This is a genomic window from Pseudothermotoga sp. (assembly GCF_031962025.1).
Lineage (GTDB): Bacteria > Thermotogota > Thermotogae > Thermotogales > DSM-5069 > Pseudothermotoga_B.
The window spans coordinates 15,104-36,383 of record NZ_JAVRKW010000005.1 but is presented as its reverse complement, the minus strand read 5'-3'; the positions used below and the strand labels follow the sequence as shown (position 1 = coordinate 36,383).

The 21,280-nt window shown below is 41.1% G+C and carries 17 protein-coding genes and 2 tRNA genes; 8 read left to right on the top strand and 11 right to left on the bottom strand.

The genetic code is table 11. The annotated features are described in order from the left end of the window. Positions 1 to 9: 9 nt before the first annotated feature. On the top strand, positions 10 to 1,359 hold the full coding sequence (locus tag AC4E92_RS05365) for an amidohydrolase (RefSeq protein WP_490239566.1): 1,350 nt from the start codon (positions 10 to 12) through the stop codon (positions 1,357 to 1,359). A gap of 2 nt (positions 1,360 to 1,361) precedes the next feature. Here the strand turns inward: AC4E92_RS05365 and AC4E92_RS05360 are convergent. After that, a tRNA-Thr gene (locus AC4E92_RS05360) sits at positions 1,362 to 1,438 on the bottom strand. An 82-nt stretch (positions 1,439 to 1,520) separates the two neighbouring features. On the opposite strand from AC4E92_RS05360, the gene AC4E92_RS05355 reads away from it, so the two are divergent. Further along, complete coding sequence (locus tag AC4E92_RS05355; protein WP_490239565.1) at positions 1,521 to 2,756, top strand: patatin-like phospholipase family protein; 1,236 nt, start codon at positions 1,521 to 1,523, stop codon at positions 2,754 to 2,756. Here the strand turns inward: AC4E92_RS05355 and AC4E92_RS05350 are convergent. The 5 genes from AC4E92_RS05350 to AC4E92_RS05330 all read right to left on the bottom strand — a co-directional run bounded on the left by AC4E92_RS05350 (position 2,746) and on the right by AC4E92_RS05330 (position 7,820). Continuing rightward, positions 2,746 to 4,164: a B12-binding domain-containing radical SAM protein gene (locus AC4E92_RS05350; RefSeq protein ID WP_490239564.1), complete on the bottom strand. Its 1,419-nt coding sequence runs from the start codon at positions 4,162 to 4,164 to the stop codon at positions 2,746 to 2,748. The two genes, AC4E92_RS05355 and AC4E92_RS05350, sit on opposite strands and share 11 nt — an antisense overlap. After that, on the bottom strand, positions 4,148 to 4,549 hold the full coding sequence (locus AC4E92_RS05345) for a thioesterase family protein (RefSeq protein ID WP_490239563.1): 402 nt from the start codon (positions 4,547 to 4,549) through the stop codon (positions 4,148 to 4,150). The genes AC4E92_RS05350 and AC4E92_RS05345 overlap by 17 nt, the downstream gene beginning before the upstream one ends. After that, positions 4,506 to 6,386 (bottom strand): ATP-dependent zinc metalloprotease FtsH, encoded by a 1,881-nt coding sequence (ftsH, locus tag AC4E92_RS05340; protein ID WP_490239562.1) that lies wholly within the window; start codon positions 6,384 to 6,386, stop codon positions 4,506 to 4,508. Before ftsH ends, AC4E92_RS05345 begins: the two co-directional genes overlap by 44 nt. Beyond that, the gene (tilS, locus tag AC4E92_RS05335; RefSeq protein WP_490239561.1) at positions 6,383 to 7,720 is read right to left on the bottom strand and encodes a tRNA lysidine(34) synthetase TilS; all 1,338 of its coding nucleotides are present in this window, start codon (positions 7,718 to 7,720) and stop codon (positions 6,383 to 6,385) included. The genes ftsH and tilS overlap by 4 nt, the downstream gene beginning before the upstream one ends. A 24-nt stretch (positions 7,721 to 7,744) precedes the next feature. Further along, a tRNA-Thr gene (locus tag AC4E92_RS05330) sits at positions 7,745 to 7,820 on the bottom strand. Positions 7,821 to 8,016: 196 nt separating this feature from the next. On the opposite strand from AC4E92_RS05330, the gene AC4E92_RS05325 reads away from it, so the two are divergent. From AC4E92_RS05325 to AC4E92_RS05315, 3 genes are read left to right on the top strand one after another with little or no spacing between them, the layout of a single operon-like run. Beyond that, positions 8,017 to 9,456, top strand: a complete 1,440-nt coding sequence (locus AC4E92_RS05325; protein WP_490239560.1) for an NAD(P)/FAD-dependent oxidoreductase — start codon at positions 8,017 to 8,019, stop codon at positions 9,454 to 9,456. Beyond that, positions 9,453 to 10,664, top strand: coding sequence for an NAD(P)/FAD-dependent oxidoreductase (locus tag AC4E92_RS05320; RefSeq protein ID WP_490239559.1), 1,212 nt, complete (start codon positions 9,453 to 9,455; stop codon positions 10,662 to 10,664). Before AC4E92_RS05325 ends, AC4E92_RS05320 begins: the two co-directional genes overlap by 4 nt. Positions 10,665 to 10,666: 2 nt before the next feature. Then, positions 10,667 to 11,044, top strand: a complete 378-nt coding sequence (locus AC4E92_RS05315; protein WP_490239558.1) for a DUF1667 domain-containing protein — start codon at positions 10,667 to 10,669, stop codon at positions 11,042 to 11,044. Here AC4E92_RS05315 and AC4E92_RS05310 read toward each other — a convergent pair. The 5 genes from AC4E92_RS05310 to AC4E92_RS05290 all read right to left on the bottom strand — a co-directional run bounded on the left by AC4E92_RS05310 (position 11,024) and on the right by AC4E92_RS05290 (position 17,671). Then, a complete protein-coding gene (locus AC4E92_RS05310; RefSeq protein WP_490239557.1) occupies positions 11,024 to 11,581 on the bottom strand; it encodes a glycerol-3-phosphate responsive antiterminator in 558 nt (185 codons plus the stop codon). The two genes, AC4E92_RS05315 and AC4E92_RS05310, sit on opposite strands and share 21 nt — an antisense overlap. Next, on the bottom strand, positions 11,578 to 13,077 hold the full coding sequence (gene glpK / locus AC4E92_RS05305) for a glycerol kinase GlpK (RefSeq protein ID WP_490239556.1): 1,500 nt from the start codon (positions 13,075 to 13,077) through the stop codon (positions 11,578 to 11,580). Before glpK ends, AC4E92_RS05310 begins: the two co-directional genes overlap by 4 nt. Before the next feature lie 13 nt (positions 13,078 to 13,090). Next, positions 13,091 to 14,887: an alpha/beta hydrolase family protein gene (locus tag AC4E92_RS05300; protein WP_490239555.1), complete on the bottom strand. Its 1,797-nt coding sequence runs from the start codon at positions 14,885 to 14,887 to the stop codon at positions 13,091 to 13,093. 217 nt (positions 14,888 to 15,104) lie between these two features. Further along, positions 15,105 to 16,253 (bottom strand): aldo/keto reductase, encoded by a 1,149-nt coding sequence (locus AC4E92_RS05295; protein WP_490239554.1) that lies wholly within the window; start codon positions 16,251 to 16,253, stop codon positions 15,105 to 15,107. A 101-nt stretch (positions 16,254 to 16,354) separates the two neighbouring features. After that, positions 16,355 to 17,671 (bottom strand): MATE family efflux transporter, encoded by a 1,317-nt coding sequence (locus AC4E92_RS05290; RefSeq protein WP_490239553.1) that lies wholly within the window; start codon positions 17,669 to 17,671, stop codon positions 16,355 to 16,357. Positions 17,672 to 18,025: 354 nt separating this feature from the next. Between AC4E92_RS05290 and AC4E92_RS05285 the strand changes: the two genes are divergently transcribed. The 3 genes from AC4E92_RS05285 (at position 18,026) to AC4E92_RS05275 (ending at position 21,264) form a co-directional block, all read left to right on the top strand. Next, on the top strand, positions 18,026 to 19,324 hold the full coding sequence (locus tag AC4E92_RS05285; RefSeq protein ID WP_490239552.1) for an ABC transporter substrate-binding protein: 1,299 nt from the start codon (positions 18,026 to 18,028) through the stop codon (positions 19,322 to 19,324). A gap of 243 nt (positions 19,325 to 19,567) precedes the next feature. Then, positions 19,568 to 20,437: a carbohydrate ABC transporter permease gene (locus AC4E92_RS05280; RefSeq protein ID WP_490239551.1), complete on the top strand. Its 870-nt coding sequence runs from the start codon at positions 19,568 to 19,570 to the stop codon at positions 20,435 to 20,437. Beyond that, complete coding sequence (locus AC4E92_RS05275) at positions 20,434 to 21,264, top strand: carbohydrate ABC transporter permease (protein WP_490239550.1); 831 nt, start codon at positions 20,434 to 20,436, stop codon at positions 21,262 to 21,264. The genes AC4E92_RS05280 and AC4E92_RS05275 overlap by 4 nt, the downstream gene beginning before the upstream one ends. The last annotated feature ends 16 nt before the right edge of the window (positions 21,265 to 21,280 follow it).

The following is a 21,280-nucleotide window of genomic DNA, read 5'->3' as shown; positions in this document are numbered from 1 at the left end:
GGTGAAAAAATGATTCTAAAAGGTGCACTTGTTTATCAAAACGGTGAATTTGTGAAAAAAGACGTACACATTAAAGGAAGGTTTTTTGTTTTGCAATCGTCTGGACCTGTATTTGATTTTTCCGGCATGTACCTGATGCCGGGTTTTGTTGATTCTCATGCTCACATACTCGGAGTCGGTCACAAATACGGTTATCTAAATCTGGAACAGGTCGATTCACAAGAAAAGTTGCTGGATCTAATAAAGAACTGTAATGATAAAGTTATCCGTGCAAGGGGATGGAGTGAACAGGTTCTGGGTGGATATCCAGATAAAAATTTGATCGATCAGATAGATAAACCCGTTGTATTGAAAAGAAGATGCGGTCACATAGCGATTCTGAACAAAGCTGCGATGGATATCGTTGGAATACACAAAATCGACGGGATTTTCAGAGAAAAGGAACTGGATCTGGTTGAGGAAAAGATAAAGGATGAAAACTACGAAAAGTTTTTCAATATAGGTGAACAGAAATTTCTCCAGCACGGGGTAACCTTTGTTCATTCCGATGATCTTCACGGAATCAACTGGGATCAATTGAAAAAGGTACTCAAGAATAGAAAGATCAGGGTCCTTGAAAAACTCTATTTTGCCAGTGTACAGGATTTAATTGATTTTGACGAATTCGGCGATCTGGCAGAAAGGGTTTATGTGAAGGCTGTCAAGATCTTTGCAGATGGTTCCATCGGTGGTAAAACTGCTTATTTGAGTGTGCCTTATGCAGATGAAACACAGTACAGAGGCATCAAATTGCTCGACTCTGAGCAAATAGAAAATTTTGCAAAGATCTGCCTTCAAAAAAAAGTTCAGCTCTGTATCCACGCAATTGGAGATGCCGCCGTCCACGAAGTTGCCAAGGTGTACCAGAGATATCCAGCCAACAGAATAATTCACGCACAGCTTGTTGATAAAGATGATCTACCTTTGCTGAGAAAAACGTATTTCAGCGTTCAACCTCATTTTGCTTTTGAGGATCAAGAACTCATTGAAAAAAGAATTCCAAAGAACCTCGATGTTTTAAAATACGATTTTCTCAGATTTCTAAACGAAGGCTTTGCTATCAGCTTTTCCACCGATGCACCTGTCTCGCCGGAAGATCCAAAATACGTGATCGAAAAAGCTCTGAAAATGGGATTCAACTTGATTCAAGCAATCGAACTCTATACAGTAGCGGGAGCAAAGATGGCTGGATTTGAAAATATCGGTCAAATAAAAGAAGGGTACATAGCTGATTTTGCAGTTTATGAAAGAAATCCACTCAAGCTCGAAGATGATCCCGTGGCAGTTTATGTTTCAGGAGAACCCGTTTGGGAGAGATAAAATGGAGCAGGCGGTGGGACTCGAACCCACACCCTCCGCCTTACCAAGGCGGCGCTCCACCTCTTGAAGCTACGCCTGCTTACAGTGTCAGTATATCAGAAATACTATTTCTTTTCAAGAGCCTTTCGATCGGCTTATAATAATCTTGGTGGGTGAAAGATGTGAATGCCATTCTTGCTGCCGCAACAAGTGTGGCGCTTGTTCTTTCCGGTGGAGGAGGAAGGGGAGCCTATCAGATAGGTGTCTGGAAAGCTCTCAATGAAATGGGAATTGAAATTGCCGCTGTTTACGGTACATCTGTTGGAGCAATTAACGGTGCTTTGATAGCACTTGGTGATATTGAGTTTGCCGAGAAAAGTTGGCTTAATCTCACCTTTGAAGATGTAATGGACATACCTGAAAATGTCAAGAAAGTGATAACTGGCAGGTTCACAGATCTGAGTATCCCAGAAGCGATAGATGCGGCAAAAAAATTGATAAGCGAGGGAGGTATAGATATAACCCCCCTCAGAGAAAAGATGAAAACCCTGCTCCCTGAAGAAAAGATACGTACTTCAAAAGTGCACTATGGTCTTGTTGCATATTCCCTTTCTGAGTTGAAACCCTACATGCTTTACATAGAGGAAATTCCACAGGGAATGCTGGCTGATTACATCCTCTCAAGTGCTAACTTTCCTCTTTTCAAGAGAGAGGAAATTGGTGGCAGACTTTTTGTAGATGGTGGTGTGTACAGCAATATACCTGTTAAAATGGCTGTGGAAAGAGGTTATGAGAACATCATAGTAGTTAACATAGGTACAATTGGCATGGCTGACATACTTGAATATATAAGGATATTCAGCAATCAGGGTAAAATAGAGTACATAAGACCAAAAGAACATTTCGGGACAGTAATGACCTTTGATCCAGAGGTTTCAAAAAAATACTTGACAGAAGGTTACCTGGACACCCTTGCTCATTTTGGTAAACTCTTTGGTGAAAATTATTACATCAGTGATGACAGAGATTTGATACAGGAAATGTTCATGCAATTGGGACAAGTCGAGAGAGATATAGCTGGTTCATTGCTTGGACTTCGTTTGCCACCAGATCTGCCAGCACAGTCACAGTACCAAGAGTACATTTTACCCAGATTGAGATTAGAAACACTGTCTTTCTTTGCTGAATCATCGGTAGTTTGTAGAAAATTGCTTGAAGATGTGGCGAGGTTTCTCAAAGTCGAGAGGTTGAAAATCTACACGACTTACGATCTTTTGAGCAGTATCGTCCATGCTTCATCTCCATCTGGCTTTCTGGATACCATCATGTACAGGGCTAAGTACAGAAGATTGATCGATTTTTTGATCTTTCTATACAAAAACGGCAAGATACCTTGTTCTGATAAAATCACTCCGTGAATATTTGTATATGCTGGAATTTTTCGATCAGTTCATGAGATTCATCTTCATTGGCACTGTTTATCATGTACTGTATGTGGGACATCTTCAGACTCTCGAAAGTCATCGTGACATTTTTGCCAGCGAATTTTCTTATGATTTTCATCTTGTTCCTTAGAGTTTTAAGATCCTGCATCTTGCGCGATTCCATTTTCGTGCCGCGTTTGGGAACCAATGGATTGAAGGAAAGTTTTATCTGTTTGTATCCCATTTTTGCAATAATATCGACAAAATCCGCGATTTGTTTCAGTTCCTGGTCAGTTTCTTCATCCAGTCCATAGATCATGTACATCTTGACTTCTTCGAACCCCACTTTTCTTGCCTGTAAAAGGGTCTGTAATATCTGCTGGTCTGTGAAATTTTTGCCCAGTATCTTTCGAATCTTCTCACTGAAAGATTCTGGTGCTATGGTAAAGCTCTGCTGATTTTTTTTCAAAAATCTCAAAAACCTTTCATTCAACCTGTCCAGTCTGAGCGAAGAAAAAGAAACCCGCATTTTCTTTTCTTCAAACCAAGGTATTATTTCATCCAGCCATGGATAATCTGTGACATTGGAAGCGATCAATCCTGCAAAATCAGAGCCGTTCAGTTTCTCTTTGAGAATTTCTGGATCAAGGAATCTAACCGGTTTTTTCGATTTACCCATCATACAGAAACTGCAACTGTGAGGACATCCGCGTTCAATTTCCACGAGTAACCTGTTTGCAAATTCTCCTTTTGAGCATATCAGTGGGCTTGATGGAACCATGGCATTTATGTCATCAAATACCGCGATTTTTTTCCTTGTAGTCTTACAGATTGGTACAGTGGCAAAATCGAGTTTGGAGATCTTCTCAATTAACCTTTCGCGATTGTCATACGAAAGACTTTCCTGTAGATCCTGCAACATAGCTTCAAAATCTCCGTGTAAAATAACATCTGCCACAGCTTTTAAAATGGGAATATCTGTGTAGGTCAAAGCCCCACCAAAGACGATCAAAGGGTCAAAAGCCCTTCTTTCTGTGTTGAAAACAGGTACAGCTTTTGTCTTCAAAAGCCAGATGACATTTAACAGGTCATTCTCAAAGTGCATCACAAAAGCCCAGATGGGAAATTCATCGAGTGGGGTTTGTGTGTCAAGCGAGTAGAATTTGTGGAAGTTTCTGTGAAGAAAAAATCTCTCACAGCGCACTTTTGGTAATCTGTTGAACAGTTTCCATACTAGGTTGAATCCCAAGCTCGATGCCGCAATTTCGTAGGCATTTGGAAAAATAAGGGCAACCCTCAGGTCGCCCTCAAGATTAACTTGTTCAATTAATTTCTCACTTGACTTGAATTTTCTGACAGTGTCAAATTCATCGAAAGATCTTCTATCACGTGGTTTTCTCAATAGATATCCTCCTGAGGTAATTTTTAGAAATCACCGCTCTGACAAATTCGGCTTCCAGTACTTTTGCTTCGCCTTTCATTATAATTCCACGCAATTTGATCTTATTTTGTACAATGTCGATCACCTTCACACTGACCGCCAATTTCTCTGAAACGTATGCCGGTGTGATGTGACGAACATTTGCCTCAACAACAACTGATATCTCTTCTTCTGACAGAAACGGCTGTATCAAATCATGAGCAACGTGAAAGACCAAAGCACTCAAACCAGAGGTGCTGGCAAGGTCGAGCAAACTCATCTCATGATCCTCATTCCAGCGGCACGACTCATCTACCGTTACATCAACTATTCTGCTCTTTGCGCGTAACTGCTCCAAGTTCGTCATGATTTATCATTTCCCCCCCAAGTTCACTTTTCAAAATCTTCCTCAATTCCTCACCTTCAAGGACCTCTCGTTCCAAAAGAAGTTCAACCAACTCATCGAGTTGTTTACGATATTTGCTCAGAATCTCTTTTGCTTTATCATAACACTCAGTGACTATCTTTCTGACTTCATCGTCGATCTCGCTTGCCACTTCTTCGCTGTAGTTTCTCATTCTTGTCAGTTCTTTACCCAGAAATATTTCCTGTTCAGTTTTACCCCAAGCCAAAGGACCAAGTCTGTTGCTCATGCCAAACTGGCAAACCATTCTTCTTGCAAGCTCTGTGGCTCTTTCGATATCTGAAGCCGCGCCGGTCGTAACTTCTTGGAAAATGAGTTCCTCTGCAGCTCTGCCACCAAGAAGACTGGTTATCTGATCCAGAAGTTCCTGTTTTGTAACAAGATAACGATCTTCCGCCGGTAGTTGAAGTGTATAACCAAGCGCTCTGTAACCTCTTGGAATGATCGATATCCTGTGAACCGGATCTGCATTTGGAAGCAAGCTTGATACAATAGCGTGTCCCACTTCGTGGTAAGCAACAATTCTTTTTTCTTTTGGACTTATCACACGGGATTTTCTCGCCGGTCCGGCTATGACACGGTCTATGGCTTCCTCAAAATCTGACATCGATATCTTTTCCCTGCCATCTCTTGCAGCAAGCAGGGCAGCCTCATTCACGAGATTTTCAAGGTCTGCACCAACAAAGCCTGTTGTTCTTTGAGCCAGAATCTTTACATCAACGTCATCTGCTAAAGGTTTGTTCCTTATGTGAATCTTCAGTATTGCTTCTCTTCCTTTTACATCTGGCGTGTCTAAGACCACCTTTTTATCAAATCTTCCAGGTCTGAGCAGAGCAGGATCAAGGATATCAGGTCTATTCGTAGCAGCCATAACGACTATACCTTGCCTGATATCAAACCCGTCCATTTCCACAAGCAACTGGTTCAGAGTTTGTTCGCGTTCGTCATGACCTCCGCCAAGACCCGCACCTCTGTGTCTTCCGACAGCGTCTATTTCATCTATGAACACTATGCATGGTGCATTCATTTTGGCTTGGTTGAACAGATCACGAACACGAGCAGCACCAACTCCGACAAAAAGCTCTACAAAATCAGAACCACTTATGTGGAAGAAAGGTACATTGGCTTCTCCTGCGACAGCTCTTGCAAGCAGAGTTTTTCCAGTGCCGGGTGGTCCGACTAAGAGAATACCCTTGGGCATTCTCGCTCCAATTTTTGCAAAGCGATTTGGGTCTTTTAAGAATAAAACGGTCTCCTTCAGCTCTTCTATCGCTTCATCCACACCCGCAACATCGTTGAAAGTAACACGACCCTGACCGGGTTTACTCATCTGAGCTCTACTTTTTGTAAAAGTGAAAGCCTGGTTGTTTCTGCCAGAAATTGTCCTCATCATGAAAAAGAACATGAACAAAAGAAAACCGATGAAGATCACGTTCCCAATGACGTTGATCCAAAAGGAACTGCTTACACCTTTTTCACCAACTACTCTCACACCTTTTTCACTGAGGACTTTTATGGTGCTTGAGTCCTGACTGAACCAGGGCGCGTATATTTCGTAGTACTCACCACGTTTGGTTGTTACTCTCAACATTCCATCGTCTCTTATGACTACTTCTGCAATCTTTGTGGGTTCTTCATATGACATCTGTATGAAATCACTGAAGCTCATCTTCGAAGGCGAAGTGTTTTCAAAATAGAAAGACCTCACAAGCCAAAAAAGCGAGAGTATAACCAGTGCTGCAAATATCAACGATATATAGTTTGGACGATTTCCATTCAAACTTTTTTCCTCCTTTCGTTTCTCTCTTTAAGTATACAACTGTACGGATCATTCAGCAAATTCAAAACAAGAAGATTATTTTTCTTTTCTTTGAAACTATTGTTTAGATAAACACCGGGAATCCAGATTATCTGATTTTCATCACAAACTACTGGCATTTCATCTCTCAAAAAATGCGGTATTCTTGAGTCTATCATGATGTCTTTCAATTTCTTACCAAGTATTCTGTCGCCTTTATTGCGAGTTCTTATCATCACATACTCCGGGTTGACAAAAACATGTTCATTTGATTTGACATCTTTTGACAGTTCAAAGATCCATCCATTAAAATTGTACACTCCCTCTCGAGTAATTTTCAGCTTGTCGGCAGGAAAATGTCCTTTTTCAACGCTGATGAACTCAAATCCTTTCCGCACACTGGTTCCTTTTGCGATATTGACAGTCCACGAACTCTCATTTAGCTTTGATACTATCTGTTCTATCTGCCTGTAGTTGATCTGCGCATTTAATTTCTCCACAGACGCTTTGATCATTTCCACTATTTCAAATTCGTCCATTTCACTTGAGTCAAAAACGATCCTGTTCTGAAAAAGATATATTTTGTTCCTGTATTTCTCTAAAATCTTAGAAACATGATCTTTGAGCAAGATGGCAGAAAAATGAACCTGTTTGATCGTACTTTCAACATCGTCATTCAGATTTCTCAACAGCGGCAGTATCCTGTGGCGTATGTAATTTCTCGTATATGACAGATCAAAATTGGTTTCGTCTTCAACATAACAAATAGAATTTCTCTTTGCATACGATTCTATCTGCTGTCTTTTGAAGTACAGAAACGGTCTGATTTTGTATCCATCCTTTGGGTACATACACACAAAACCTGTCAAACTCGTACCTCTTGCCAATCTATAAAGAATAGTTTCAGATAGATCATTCAAATTGTGTCCAAGAGCCAGAAGATCTGAACCAGATTCCTGTAAAATTCTGTGCAAAAAATCGTAGCGTACAATCCTTGCACCTTCTTCTATGCTGAGTTTTCTTTTAGCACAGATGGCTGGCACATCTATTCTGTCTGTGTAGAGTTTCACACCTATACTGGCACAGAGGTTTTTGACAAATTCTTCATCTCTTGAAGCATTTTCACGGATCATGTGATTTAGATGCGCTGCGAGTACTTCGATCTTGAGTAACCTGCGAAGTTTCACCAGCACGTGTAAAAGGCTTACAGAATCGATACCACCGGAGAGGGCTACTAACACTTTGCAATCGGGTGTGATCAACTGATGATTTTCAATGAATTTGAGAACTTCAAATTCAAACTCGTCAAGAGGCACAACAACACCTTCTAAATAAAAATATGGAGCCAGCGAAGGGACTCGAACCCCCGACCTACGCATTACGAATGCGCCGCTCTGCCGATTGAGCTACGCTGGCTCGCCAGTTTCCACATCTGACATTATACAAACACAGCGGTGAAAAATCAAGTGTTTGTTAGAACTGTTATCAATCTTTGCATATCAATGGCTTGAAAAGTTCAAAAATCGTGGTAGAATAAAAACGGTGTGGTATGAGTCCTGGAGAAAGCCACATCCCTTTTGGGGTGTGGCTTTTTTCTTTGGAGGTGTTTAAGATGAAAGTTATCGTAATCGGTGCGGGTGTCGTTGGAAGCTTAGCAGCAAGGGAATTGTGTAAATACGATCTTGATCTCACAATAATTGAAAAAAACCTGGATATAGGTTGGGGAGTCACAAAAGCCAACTCCGCCATACTTCACGCAGGTTATGATGATCCTGCTGGTTCTATGCGAGCAAAATTTTGTGCAAAGGGAAATGAACTGTACACTCAACTGTCGAAAGAACTGGATTTTGAAATAAAAAGGATTGGTTCATACGTGATCGCTTTGAACGATCAGGAAGTAAAAACAGTTGAAGAGCTCTACGAGCAGGGAAAGATCAACAAAGTACCTGGTCTGGAGATTCACAGCAGAAATACCGTACTTGAAAGAGAACCGAATCTGAGTAAAGATGTTCAGTGTGGTCTTTGGGCACCAACTGCCGGCATAACAGAACCATGGATGGTTGCAATTGCCGCTGTAGAAAATGCTGTGGAAAATGGAGCAAAAGTTGTTTTGAACGAAGAGGTTGTGGGCTTTGAGAAGAAAAACGACAGAATTACAAAGGTTATCACCGATAAAAATTCTTATGAGGCAGATCTTGTCATAAACGCTGCTGGACTTTTTGCAGATAAGATAGCCATTCTCGCAGGGGCAGAGTATGTTCCATTGCATCCACGCCGCGGTGAGTACATTCTTCTGGATAAAAAAGTGGGGACAACTGTCAGATCAATTATCTTCCCGACACCCACCAAAACATCAAAGGGAATACTGGTTTTACCAACCATAGATGGCGGTTTGCTACTCGGACCCACGGCAGTTGATTTACCAGCAGATATGAAAAACCATTTTGAAACAACGCAGGAGGGATTGGAACAGATAAAGAGTTTCACAAAAACCCTTGTTCCGTCTCTGGATTTCTCTCAAACCGTCAAGACTTTTTGTGGTTTGAGACCTGAAAGTCCTCAAAAAGATTTCTTCATCGGTGCGAGCAAGGTTGTGAAAAACTTTGTAAATCTCATGGCAATGAGATCTCCCGGTTTAACTGCTGCACCTGCGATTGCACAGTATACGGTTGAACAGATCATTCAGCAGGAGCTCGGTTTTCGTTTAACCGCGAAAAAAGATTTCAATCCATTCAGAAAAGGCATAAAAAAGATCGTTGAATTACCACTGGAGGAATGGCAAAAACTTGTGCAAAAAGATCCCGCTGCTGGCAGGTTGATCTGTTACTGCAACGAAGTCACAGAAGCAGAGATAATCGAAGCGATAAGAAGAGGTGCAAGAACTTTGGATGGTGTCAAATTCAGAACAAGAGCGATGTTTGGAAGATGTCAAGGTGGTTTTTGTTCAATAAAGATCATGAAGATTCTGCAAAGGGAGCTCAAAATGGACATGTCTCAAATAGTTCTCAAATCACCTGAAAGCTGGATCGTCGACGGGAAGGTGAGAGAATGAAAACAGACGTTCTTGTGATAGGTGCCGGTGCTGCTGGAATGGCAGCGGCACTGAGCGCGGCAAAAAATGGAGTAAAGGTAGTTCTTGTTGACAGAGATGAGAGAACCGGCGGCATTCTCAATCAATGCATACACAATGGCTTTGGACTTCATTATTTTAAAGAAGAACTCACAGGTCCGGAATACGCCGAGAGATTTTCCGCATTGCTTGAGAATCACAACATAGAACTTCTGACAGACTGTCACGTCCACACTGTTAAAGCCGATAAAAAAGCTGTTCTGGTTTCCCCAAAGGGTGTGTTTGAAATTCAAACCAAATCTGTCGTCTACACAGCGGGTGCAAGAGAGAGACCCTTTGGAGCTTTGATGATCCCGGGAGATAGACCTTCAGGAATCTTCACAGCCGGTGTTGCCCAGAAATACATGAACATAGAGAACAGATTAATTGGAAAGAGAGCTTTGATACTGGGTTCTGGTGATATCGGCATGATCGTGGCACGGAGATTGACACTTGAAGGTGTCGAAGTGGTTGCAGTGGTAGAAAGACTACCTTATTCCGGAGGGCTTTTAAGGAATGTCATTCAATGTCTTGAGGATTACAATATACCTCTGTATCTTTCGAGCACAGTTGTTGAAGTGAGAGGAAAAGATAGACTTGAAGAAGTTGTAGTTGCACAGGTTGATGAAAATTACAAGCCAATACCCGGTACAGAAAGAATTTTCAAAGTGGATACACTTGTTCTCTCTGTTGGACTCATACCACAGGTGGAGTTGCTTCAGGGACTTGTACAGATGGATCCAGTTTCAAAAGGTGTTTCGTGTTCCAATATAGGTCAGAGTTCAAATGAATGGATCTTTTCTGCAGGTAACTGTACTGTGATATATGATCTTGTCGATTATGTGACAATGGAAGGAGAAAAAGCCGGAAAATACGCAGCTCTGTATGCAAAGGGAAGCAACTTTGAAAGTGGTGTACCAATCGAAGCTAAGGAAAATATCGGAGTGATCTTCCCAAGAAGATATGTAAGCGGTGAGGACTTGATTTTATACATCAGAAGCAAAAAGCCAATGGAAAAAGCAACCTTGATTGTCGGCAGTTTTGAAAGGAAATTTGAAGATGTGATGCCAAGTGAGATGATCAGGATAAAGATACCATCTGAGAAGTTATCAGGTCTTGAAAAAATTTCCGTTTCTCTCAGGGAGGAATGAAAATGGACAGAGTTGTTTGTGTGCAATGTCCCGTTGGGTGCAAGATAAAATATGAGCTATTGGACGGAAAGATAGTGAAAGTCGAAGGCAACAGGTGTCCAAGAGGTATTGCATACCTTGAAGATGAACTCAAAGAACCAAAGAGAGTTGTTCCAACGAGCGTCAAAGTTGTTGGAGGGAATTATCCACTCGTATCAGTTAAAACTTCAAAACCGATCCCGAAAAAATACATCCCGCAGTTGATGAAAAAACTCAGAGAGATTGAAATAAACGCCCCCGTCAAAGCTGGGGACGTTATTTTGAAAAATGTTTTTGATACCGGTGTTGATGTAGTTGCGACAAGAACTGTTTTGAAAGATTCAAATCGAGATGTTCCATAAAGATTCTTGGCTGGTTGAAACTGCTGTTGCTCCTTTATAAAGAGCTTCTCTAACCTGTTCGATGGTTTTGACAAGACCACCGGTGATAACCGGTATTCCTGTTTCGTCTCTTATTTGTTTTATAAGATCCGGCAGAAGACCCGGAAGAACTTCTATGTAATCAGGTTTGTGCGATTTTGCCTGCTGAATACCTGTGATGAGAGACTGAGAATCAAGCAGGAATATTCTCTGAATTGGAACAAGATTTATCTTCTGTGCATAGCTCACCAGATTACCCTTTGTCGTTATGACACCATCTGCTTTGAGCTGAACCTTGAGAAACTTCAGCGCAGCTTCGTCCTTTCCAAGTCCCTTAACCAGATCGATGTGAACAAAGACATACTTTCCACTGTTGTGCAAAAGTTGTATGATCTGACCAAGTTCCATGATATCTCCTGTGAGCAAAAACACAGATGTTGCTTTGCTCAAAAGAACCTTCTGTATCTGAGTATCTTCTCTAATGGCTGGAACTACTGGAAATCCAAAATAATTCATCATTCTTCAGCCCACCCGGCTGATCTTTGAACTGCTTTTTTCCAGCCAGAATAAAGTTTTTCTCTTTGCTCATAACTCATCTTTGGTTCGAATCTTCTGTCGATCTGCCACTGTTTTTTTATCTCTTCATGATCCTGCCAGTAACCCGTAGCCAGTCCAGCAAGATATGCGGCTCCAAGTGCTGTGGTTTCACTCACTTTTGGTCTTTCGACGGCAACTCCAAGGATATCCGATTGAAACTGCATCAAAAAATTGTTCACAGATGCGCCACCATCAACTCTGAGTGAACGAAGATCGATTTTTGATTCGTTTGACATGACCTCAACAACATCTCTTGTCTGGTAAGCTATGGACTCAAGAGTAGCACGGACGATGTGTTCTTTCAGAGTACCTCTGGTTATACCCACGATCGTCCCGCGCGCGTACATGTCCCAGTAAGGTGCTCCAAGTCCAACAAAGGCAGGGACAAAATAGACGCCGGCAGAATCTGGAACAGTTGAGGCAAGATATTCTGTATCTGAAGCTTTTTCGATCAATTTGATACCATCTCTGAGCCATTGAATAGCGGCTCCTGCCACAAAGACACTGCCTTCAAGTGCATAAAAGACTTTCTTTTCTTCCAAGCCCCAGGCAATGGTTGTCAAAAGACCAGATTTGGAATAGATGGGTGTTTCACCCGTATTCATGAGTATGAAACATCCCGTACCGTAGGTGTTTTTCACCATGCCCGGCTCACAGCAGATCTGTCCAAACAGTGCCGCCTGCTGATCTCCTGCGTCGCCAGAAATTGGTATCCTCTTTGTAAAAATTTCTTCACTCGTGTAACCGTATATGCAGCTCGATGGTCTGACTTCTGGCAGAACAGACTTTGGTATGTCGAACAGTTCAAGTAGTTCCTGATCCCAATCGAGAGTGTTAATATTAAAAAGCATCGTTCTTGACGCATTTGAATAATCTGTCACGTGAACCTTTCCGCCTGTCAAATTCCATATGAGCCAGCTATCGACAGTACCGAAGAGCAATTCACCTTTTCTGGCTTTTTCCCTTGCCCCTTCTACATTGTCCAAAAGCCATTTCAATTTGGTGGCTGAGAAGTAAGCATCGATCACAAGACCTGTTTTTTCTCTTATCTTCTGGGCATAACCCTTACTTTTGAGCTCATCACAGATATTTGCCGTTCTTCTGCACTGCCATACTATTGCGTTGTAGACTGGTCTACCGGTTTTTTTGTCCCACAGTATAGTCGTTTCTCTTTGATTGGTTACACCGATTGCTGCGATCTGTTCTGGTTCTATCGAAGCATTTCTCAAGGCTTTTTTTGCCACACTTATCTGTGACTCAAGAATATCCATCGGATCGTGTTCTACCCATCCCGGTCTTGGGTATATCTGCGCAAATTCCTGGTTAACCATGTGCACAACTTTACCGCTTTGATCGAAGATTATCGCTCTTGAACTGGTTGTTCCCTGATCAAGTGCGAGAATATACCTCTCAGCCACCTCAAAAACCCCCTTATGAAACAAATTGTATTGCCTGGCCAGCTATGATGTACCAGGTGACGAACAGACTATTAACAAAAGCTCCAACATATATGCTACCAGTTCTTCTGTAGAAAAACGATGAAATAGCTCCTACAATAGCAGTGAGAAAGACAAACTGATAGGCAACTATACCAAGCAATGACTGGGTTGGGAAGAACAGTGTCTGCGTGGTGTAAAGTTTTCCAAGCTGCAGTGCAACGAGTACAGCTATTCCAAGACAGTTGGCAAGTGCTGAAGATACCATCCAGGTGATGGTTGAAATCGATTCATTTTTAAACTGCTTTGCTTTCAATTGTCCGTTGAGAACAAGAGCATTGACAAACGCAAAAAGCGCAAATGGAGGAAGGTATCTCAAAAATATCAAGAATCTTGAGAAATCCATCGGTTTGAGGGCAATAACCCACCAGCGAAAATCAACTTTGAAAGCCCACTGAACCATTGACAGTACTATGTGTGTGGCAAAAACTATACAAACAGCAAGAGCAAAAGCTTTCCATAATTGTTTCAGACTGAATTTTTTGTTTTGAACATCTGTGGCTAAACCGTACGTGACAATGTTTCCACCTATTTTTCTGTGATAGACAAAATGCCACACTACAAACAAACAGATTGCAATGAGAGCGTTGAATGTCGCCCACCTTGCAAAACCAATTGTCAGACTTTGTGGCCAGAAAGATGTAGGTACAGGGCTTTTTCCGCCGGGCTGTTGAAATTTGAAGAAAGTCATGGCAGGAATGGAAGTGACAAGTGCAAAACCTATCCACCAGATTATCTTGTCCCACACAGTACCTTTTGTCTGGAACATGGCAGGTTTTCCATTAAGCGATGAGAAATATCCTGTTTTTAACATGCAAACACCATAGCTCATCATGAACATAATGCCACCAATCAATCCGAGCAACGTGCCGAATTCTTTCCATTGCCAGATTTGATTACTTGGATCTATGAATTTTGGTGGAGTTATAGAATCTTGCAAAAATTCTATTGCATACCCTATGGCTTCTGTTGAAAGATGATCCCCCGGATGAGTACACTTTGGTATGTACAGTTTTCGGGCTGACTCATTTTCAAAAGAACCGTAGAGCTTTCCGACAACAACGTCTTCTGTTGTCCCAAAAGCAGTTTTTAATTTTTCTGTCTTGACGATATCTGAAGGTACCTTCACTCCCCACATCAGCTGGCTGAATTCATCGTATTTACTGAATACAACAGCAAAGTTGAATTTTGATTCTGGTGTGACTTTTGGAGCCCCATAGGTTTCCGAAGAAGAGCCTTCAAGTATTACTGTTTTGACCAGTTCGGGGTATTTACCGGCAGCACTCAAAACAGACCATCCGCCCATCGAGTGACCTTCTACGGCTATATTGTTTTTGTCCACAAACGGCAGGCTTGCAAGGTACAGAAGACCTGTGTCTGCTCCTCTTGATGGATTTGCCACTCCACCTTTTATTTGTTCAGAATATCCGTGCCCTGCCATATCCATAGCCAGAACGACATAACCTCGACGGGCAAATTCGATGTTAAAACCACTCTGAGTTTCTCTTGAGTTGATATACCCGTGCATTGTTAAAACAGCAGGTGCCGGTTTTTCGGCTGATACCCCTTTTGGAATAAACAAAAGTGCACTGAGAATCTTTCCGTCTGAACTGGCAATTCTCACTTCCTTGACTTTGACTGTTGCAAAATTTGTCTGGACAAGAAAAGCGATCAAAGAACCTGTGAAGATGATGAGTAACGACAACAACAGCCATCCAACCGCTCTTCGCATAGATACACCTCCCATAAAAGATTAAAAGCCATACCTCATATTGAGATATGGCTTTCTCCTGTTCTCCCACCATACCAAATCCACAATTAATTATAAATCACCTTTAATACCTGACAGCAAATTTATTTTAGCACATTTGATTTTGACAGGCAAGTTCACTGACACTTTTAATTTCCCGGATGCTTAGCAGCTCAGGCTGCCTTCCATGGAACATCTGTCAAAGTGATTGTTTTTTGTCATTTTTCACAAACTCGCTGTGAACTTTTTTGAGAAGTGAAGGAATTTGGAGTTTTTGAGGACATTTACTGAGACATTCACCACATTCTATGCAAAAAGCCGCCGACATTTTTTGACTTTCGAACCATCTATACGTCTGCCTTCCTCCTTCTACATCTTCAAACATGATTGTTTCGTTATACAGTCTGAAATTTCCGGGGATGTTCACACCATTCGGACATGGCATACAGTAACCACATTCTGTACAATTGACTGCTGCAAAAGATTCTAAGGTTTTTCTCACCTCATCAATTAATTTTAAATCATCTTGTGTCAGGTTGTTCGGTGTTATCTGGTTCACTATCTCTATGTTTTCCTTCACCTGCTCTGGAGTGCTCATTCCACTCAGAATGACTGACACTTGTGGGAAGTTTCCAAGCCATCTCAAACTCCACTCCACAGCAGACCAATTTCTTCCACTTCTTTTCAGAATATTCACAACTTTATCTGGAAGTTTTGCAAGTTTTCCACCTTTAAGAGGTTCCATTATCACAACTGGCAGTCCTTTGGAAGAAGCATACATAAGTCCCATCAATCCAGCCTGATAGTTGATATCCATATAGTTGAGTTGAATCTGGCAGAAATCCCAATCGTAACTATCCACAATTTCTTTGAAAACGGGGTATTTATCGTGGAAAGAAAAACCAGCAAACCTTATTTTTCCCTGGTCTTTTGCCTTCTTGAAAAATTCAAAAAACCTCAAATCTATTATTTTTTGCCACCTTTCCTTGTTAAGTGCGTGCATGAGATACATATCTATATGGTCAGTTTGAAGTTTTTTTAACTGTTCATCCAGAAATCTTTCGAAATCTTCAAATCTTTCCACCTGCCAGACAGGAGATTTTGTGGCAAGAAAGACTTTTTCCCTGTATCCATCTTCAAGTGCCCTTCCAACAACTTTTTCACTGTTTCCCCTGTGATAAGAATACGCAGTGTCGACATAGTTCACTCCATGATCAACAGAATATCTGATCATCTCTATTGCCTTTTCTTCATCTATTTGAGATTCATCGCTATTCAAAACAGGAAGTCTCATTGCTCCAAACCCCAAAAGAGATGTCCTTGCTTTTCCAAACTCTCTGTATTGCACAATTTTGCCCTCCCGTACTATTTTCTGAAAGAACAATCCAATTATAAAACATCTTAATGTTTTGTGGCTGAGGATAGTTAATCAAATTCAGTTGAGGATGATTACTTGACTCTGTACTGTTTCCATTTACCTTTTGAAAATACGACAAAGGCGTAGATCAATTCAGCTAACTCGGCGACTATAAATGAAAACCAGATGTAAACAGTTGGAAGTTTTAGAAACAGCACGACGATTATCACATAAGGAAGCTGTACGAACCATCTTCCAACAATGCTCGAAAACATGGCTGGCAATGTGTAGCCTGCACCAAAAAAACCACTCATTAGCGATACTGACAAAGCTGCAATCAACATCGACCATGAACCAATTCGAACGGCAGAAACTCCTTCCTGTATGACTTCTTTTTCATGGACGAAGAAACTCATAACGACTTGGGGATAGAAATTGGCAATGATCACAAAGATAAGTACGAATAACGAACCATATAAAGCCGCCAGCAGTACCGTATTTTCAGCTCTCTGTATCTTGTTTGCTCCAAGGTTCTGTCCGACAATTGCACTTGCGCCCATTGAAAAACCCATCAACGGTATAAACGCAAGACCCATTAGCCTGCTGACAACACCCACAACGGCAAGTGTTGAAGAGCCATAGATGCCGAGAATTTTCGTCAAGATTGCACTTGATCCACTTCTCATGAGCATTTCAATACCACTCGGTAAACCTATCGTCAGCAGCTTGAGATCTATTTTTCTGTTCAATTTGAACAAACCAGATAGTGTTATCTTTATTTTGCCTCTACCTTTCAATAGAACTGCAAATCCCCAAAGGAACGCAACAAAAGTCGATATGACGGTAGCTATAGCGGCACCACTGACCTTCATATTAAAACCCTTGATGTTGAAAAACGGGACTCTATCGAACATAAAAATTGGATCGAGTACGACATTCAAAACAGCACTCGTGCCCATTATTATCATCGGCAATCTTGATTCGCCTGTCATTCTCTGCGCCGTGTAGGTTGAATATGTTGCAAAGAATATGGGCATGAAAAAACTTCTCCAGTACCCATAATCGATTCCTGCTTTGATAACCTCTGGATCCTTACTGAAAATACTCATCAATGGTTTAAGAAAGACAATCAAAATTGCAGAGGCAATCAACGCGACAAAAATTTTAAAAACTATGGTTTGTTCGATCACTCTGTTTGTGCGCTCATAATCCTTTGCTCCGTAATTCTGGGAAATCAACGAGGTCGAACTCATTCCTATTATTTCATTCAAGACCTCAACCAGCCAGAAAATAGTGGAAAAAACCGTAACACCGGCAATTGCTTTTGCCGATATTCTGCCTATCCAGAACATATCGACGATATCGTACAGTCCCTGCAAAGCAAAACCGCCCATCGTGGGCAGTGCCATATAAAAAAGGTTTTTAGTTAGACTACCTTGAGTAAGATCTCTATTCAGATATATCACCTTTATCAGTGTGTTTTGTGCGAGAGTACATTAAAAATCTTACACTTTTAATGTATCTTTGCAAACCATCTTTTGTTTACGGTGCAGTAACTTTAAAGACCATCAAAGTCCTTTTAAGCGTAATACGCAGTAATCATGAGTAATATTAAAAATCAATCAAATATCCGCCAATTTTGACTGATAATCCTGTCAGAAGATTGTTTATGAGATGATAACAGTACTTGACAAAAATGCAAAAAGGTGTGTATCTTATTCATCGGTAACGTTACCGTTATAAATCAAGGGGAGGTGTTTCAGGTGAAAAGAGTTTTGATTTTCCTGCTTCTGGCATCATTCGCACTTTTTGCTTTTGCAAAAGAAAAAATAGTCATCAACAGCTATATGTCAGACCCCGCTCCAAGAAAAGCTTTCGCTGAGCTTGTAAAGATCTTCCAGGAAAAATACCCAGAGTACGAAGTTACTGTGAACACTTTTGCCCACGAAGACTTCAAGACGCTTTTGAGAACATGGCTTGCCGCTCCGAAAGGAACAGCTGACGTAGTAACGTGGTTTGCCGGTGAGCGTATGAGGTATTTCGCTGAAATGAACTTGATCGCACCTGTAGAAGAAGTGTTTGCAGGATCGTCTTGGGAAAATTATTTTCCTGCTTCTTTCAAAAGCACTTGCTCTTACAACGGTAAGATCTACTTTATACCTCAAAGCTGGTACTGGTGGGGAGTTTATTACAGAAAGTCTGTCTTTGAAAAATATGGCATAAAAGAACCCAAAACATGGGACGAATTTCTGCAGGTTTGCGAAACCTTGAAGAAAAATGGAATAGTACCAATTGCAATTGGCAGCAAATTCCCATGGACTGCGGCTGGCTGGTTTGATATCTTGAACCTGAGAATCAACGGTCTTGATTATCACATTGATCTTACAGCTGGTAAAGTCCCGTACAATGATCCAAAACTTGCAAAAGTGTTCGAATACTGGAAAAAGCTTGTGGATAATGGTTATTTACTGCCCAATCACACATCTTATGAATGGCAGGAAGGTGCCACTTTTCTTTTCAGAGGTCAAGCAGGTATGTACTACATGGGGCAATTCATAAAAGACGTAGCACCAGAAGAAGTGAAAAATGATCTTGACTTTTTCAGATTTCCTATTATCGATCCTTCCGTGCCACTTTATGAAGAAACACCTATTGATGGCTTCATGATTCCAGCCAATGCTCCAAACAAAAAAGGTGCAATAGAATTTTTGAAATTCATTGCTTCTAAGGAAGCACAAGAGAAATTTGCCAAGGATCTTGGAAGGCTTGCTGCAAATGTTGAAGTTGCTCCACCTGATGAGCATGCCAGAAAAGGGCTTGACATGATACTTGCTTCTGCAGGCGTTTCGCAATTTTACGACAGAGATACCAATCCAGAGATGGCTGAAGTTGGAATGAACGCATTTATAGAATTTCTACAAAATCCAGGCAAGATAAATTCTATTCTCAATAATTTGGAAGCTGAGAGAAAGAGAATTTACAAAAAAACAAGCCAGAAAGCACATCCCATTTATGGGATTGTGATGAATGGCTTAAGTTATTCTGGTGATGAATGTGTATAATAAAAGTAGTAACATGTTAAAAGCAGTAGGGCTGGACCGGTCCGAATTAAAGCCCGTGGAGTGGGAGACCACTGCCAAGATATTTAGGGGTAATCCCTATATCCTGGTAAGTCACACCATGTTGAAACGGGAAGCCTAATCTCCTTAATGGGAATCCTATCCCATTTAGGGGATTGGGAGGAGGTCAAGGAATCAAATGACATTACCCGTGGGAGCTCCCCACGGGTTTTCTGGAGGTATGTGATGCGAAAAAGTATCACGCCATATTTATTCCTCGCAGTACCATTTTTGATGTATTCCATCTGGGTTATCTTTCCCATTTTACAGACTTTCGTAGTTTCCTTCACCAAATGGGACGGCATGACACAGATGAGATTTGTCGGTTTAGAAAACTTCAAAAGGCTTGTCAATGATAAATATTTTGGTTTGTCGCTTTTGAACAACATAAAGTGGATGGTAGGTTTTGTTATTCTTTCTATACCACTGGGACTGCTTTTTGCTATCCTGATGGATCAGAAGTTCGCCGGGCATAAAATATTCAAATCTCTTGTTTATCTACCGATGGCTCTGTCTTTTGTTGTTATTGGTCAGATATGGTCCTGGGTGTTAGAACCAACCGGTGGTGTTGTCAACGCATTTTTGAATTTCATCGGTTTGAGTAAACTGGCAAAACCGTGGTTGAGTGATCCAAAAATCGTGACTTACTCACTTATAGCTGCCGCTTTGTGGAGACAGATACCTTACGCGATGGTCCTGTTTTTAGCGGGATTGAAAAACGTCTCGAGCGAATTGGTTGAGGCAGCCGTCGTTGATGGTGCAAATGCTTTTCAAAGATTCTGGTATGTTATATTACCGGCGTTGAGACCGGCATTAATTATCGCTGTGACTGTTAACATCATAGATTCGTTGAGATCATTTGATATAGTTTTCGTCATGACACGCGGTGGTCCTTATTATTCTTCAAGTGTGATGGCTAATTACATGTATATCCAGGCTTTTCACAACTACAGGATGGGCTATGGAGCATCTATAGCGGTGGTTCAGTTTTTCATAACGCTTGGTTTTATCCTCTTGTATTTGATAAATGTTCTCAAAAGGGAGGAACACCAGTGAAGAAATCTGTCAAAGCTGTAATCTTTTATGTCTTCTCAACTTTCATCGTTGTTTTGTGGTTGATTCCTTTCTTAGTAGCCATTTTCACTGGGTTTAAAACAATGGATGAGATATTCATGCTCAGAAATTTTTGGTCTGTTCCAAAATCTTGGACTTTTGACAATTTCAAAACAGCCTGGATTGAAGGAAATATGGGAAGGTATTTTATAAACACTTTTTTTGTAACAGCAGCGTCAGTGATTTTGACTCTGTTTTTATCAAGTTTGAGTGCATTTGCCCTGTCGTGGTATAAATTCAAACTGAGGACTGCTATTCTTTTGATTTTTGTTGCAGGGATGCTTATACCTTTTCAGATGCTTTTGATACCTGTGTACAAATTCTCTGTGTCTACGGGACTTTACGATACTCTATGGGGGTTGATACTCTTTCATGCGGCTTTTCAGATAGGTTTTTGCACATTCTTTCTCAGAAATTTCATGATAACTATCCCGGTGAGTATATTTGAGGCTGCCAGAATAGATGGTGCAAATGCCTTCAGGATATACTCAAGGATAATCATGCCACTTGTTAAGCCTGCAATAGCCGCTTTGTCAATTTTGGAGTTCACCTGGATATGGAACGATTATCTGTGGTCACTCATACTCATTCAGAGCGATAGTAAAAAAACGGTCACCCTCGGATTAACCGCACTGCAAGGTCAGTGGATCTCCAGTTGGAATGTTATAGCCGCTGGCGCTCTTCTGGCTGCTGTTGTCCCGATCGGTGTATTTCTTTTATTTCAAAGATATTTCATAGAAGGCTTAACCTTGGGAAGTGTAAAAGAGTAGAATAGCTTTCAAGGAG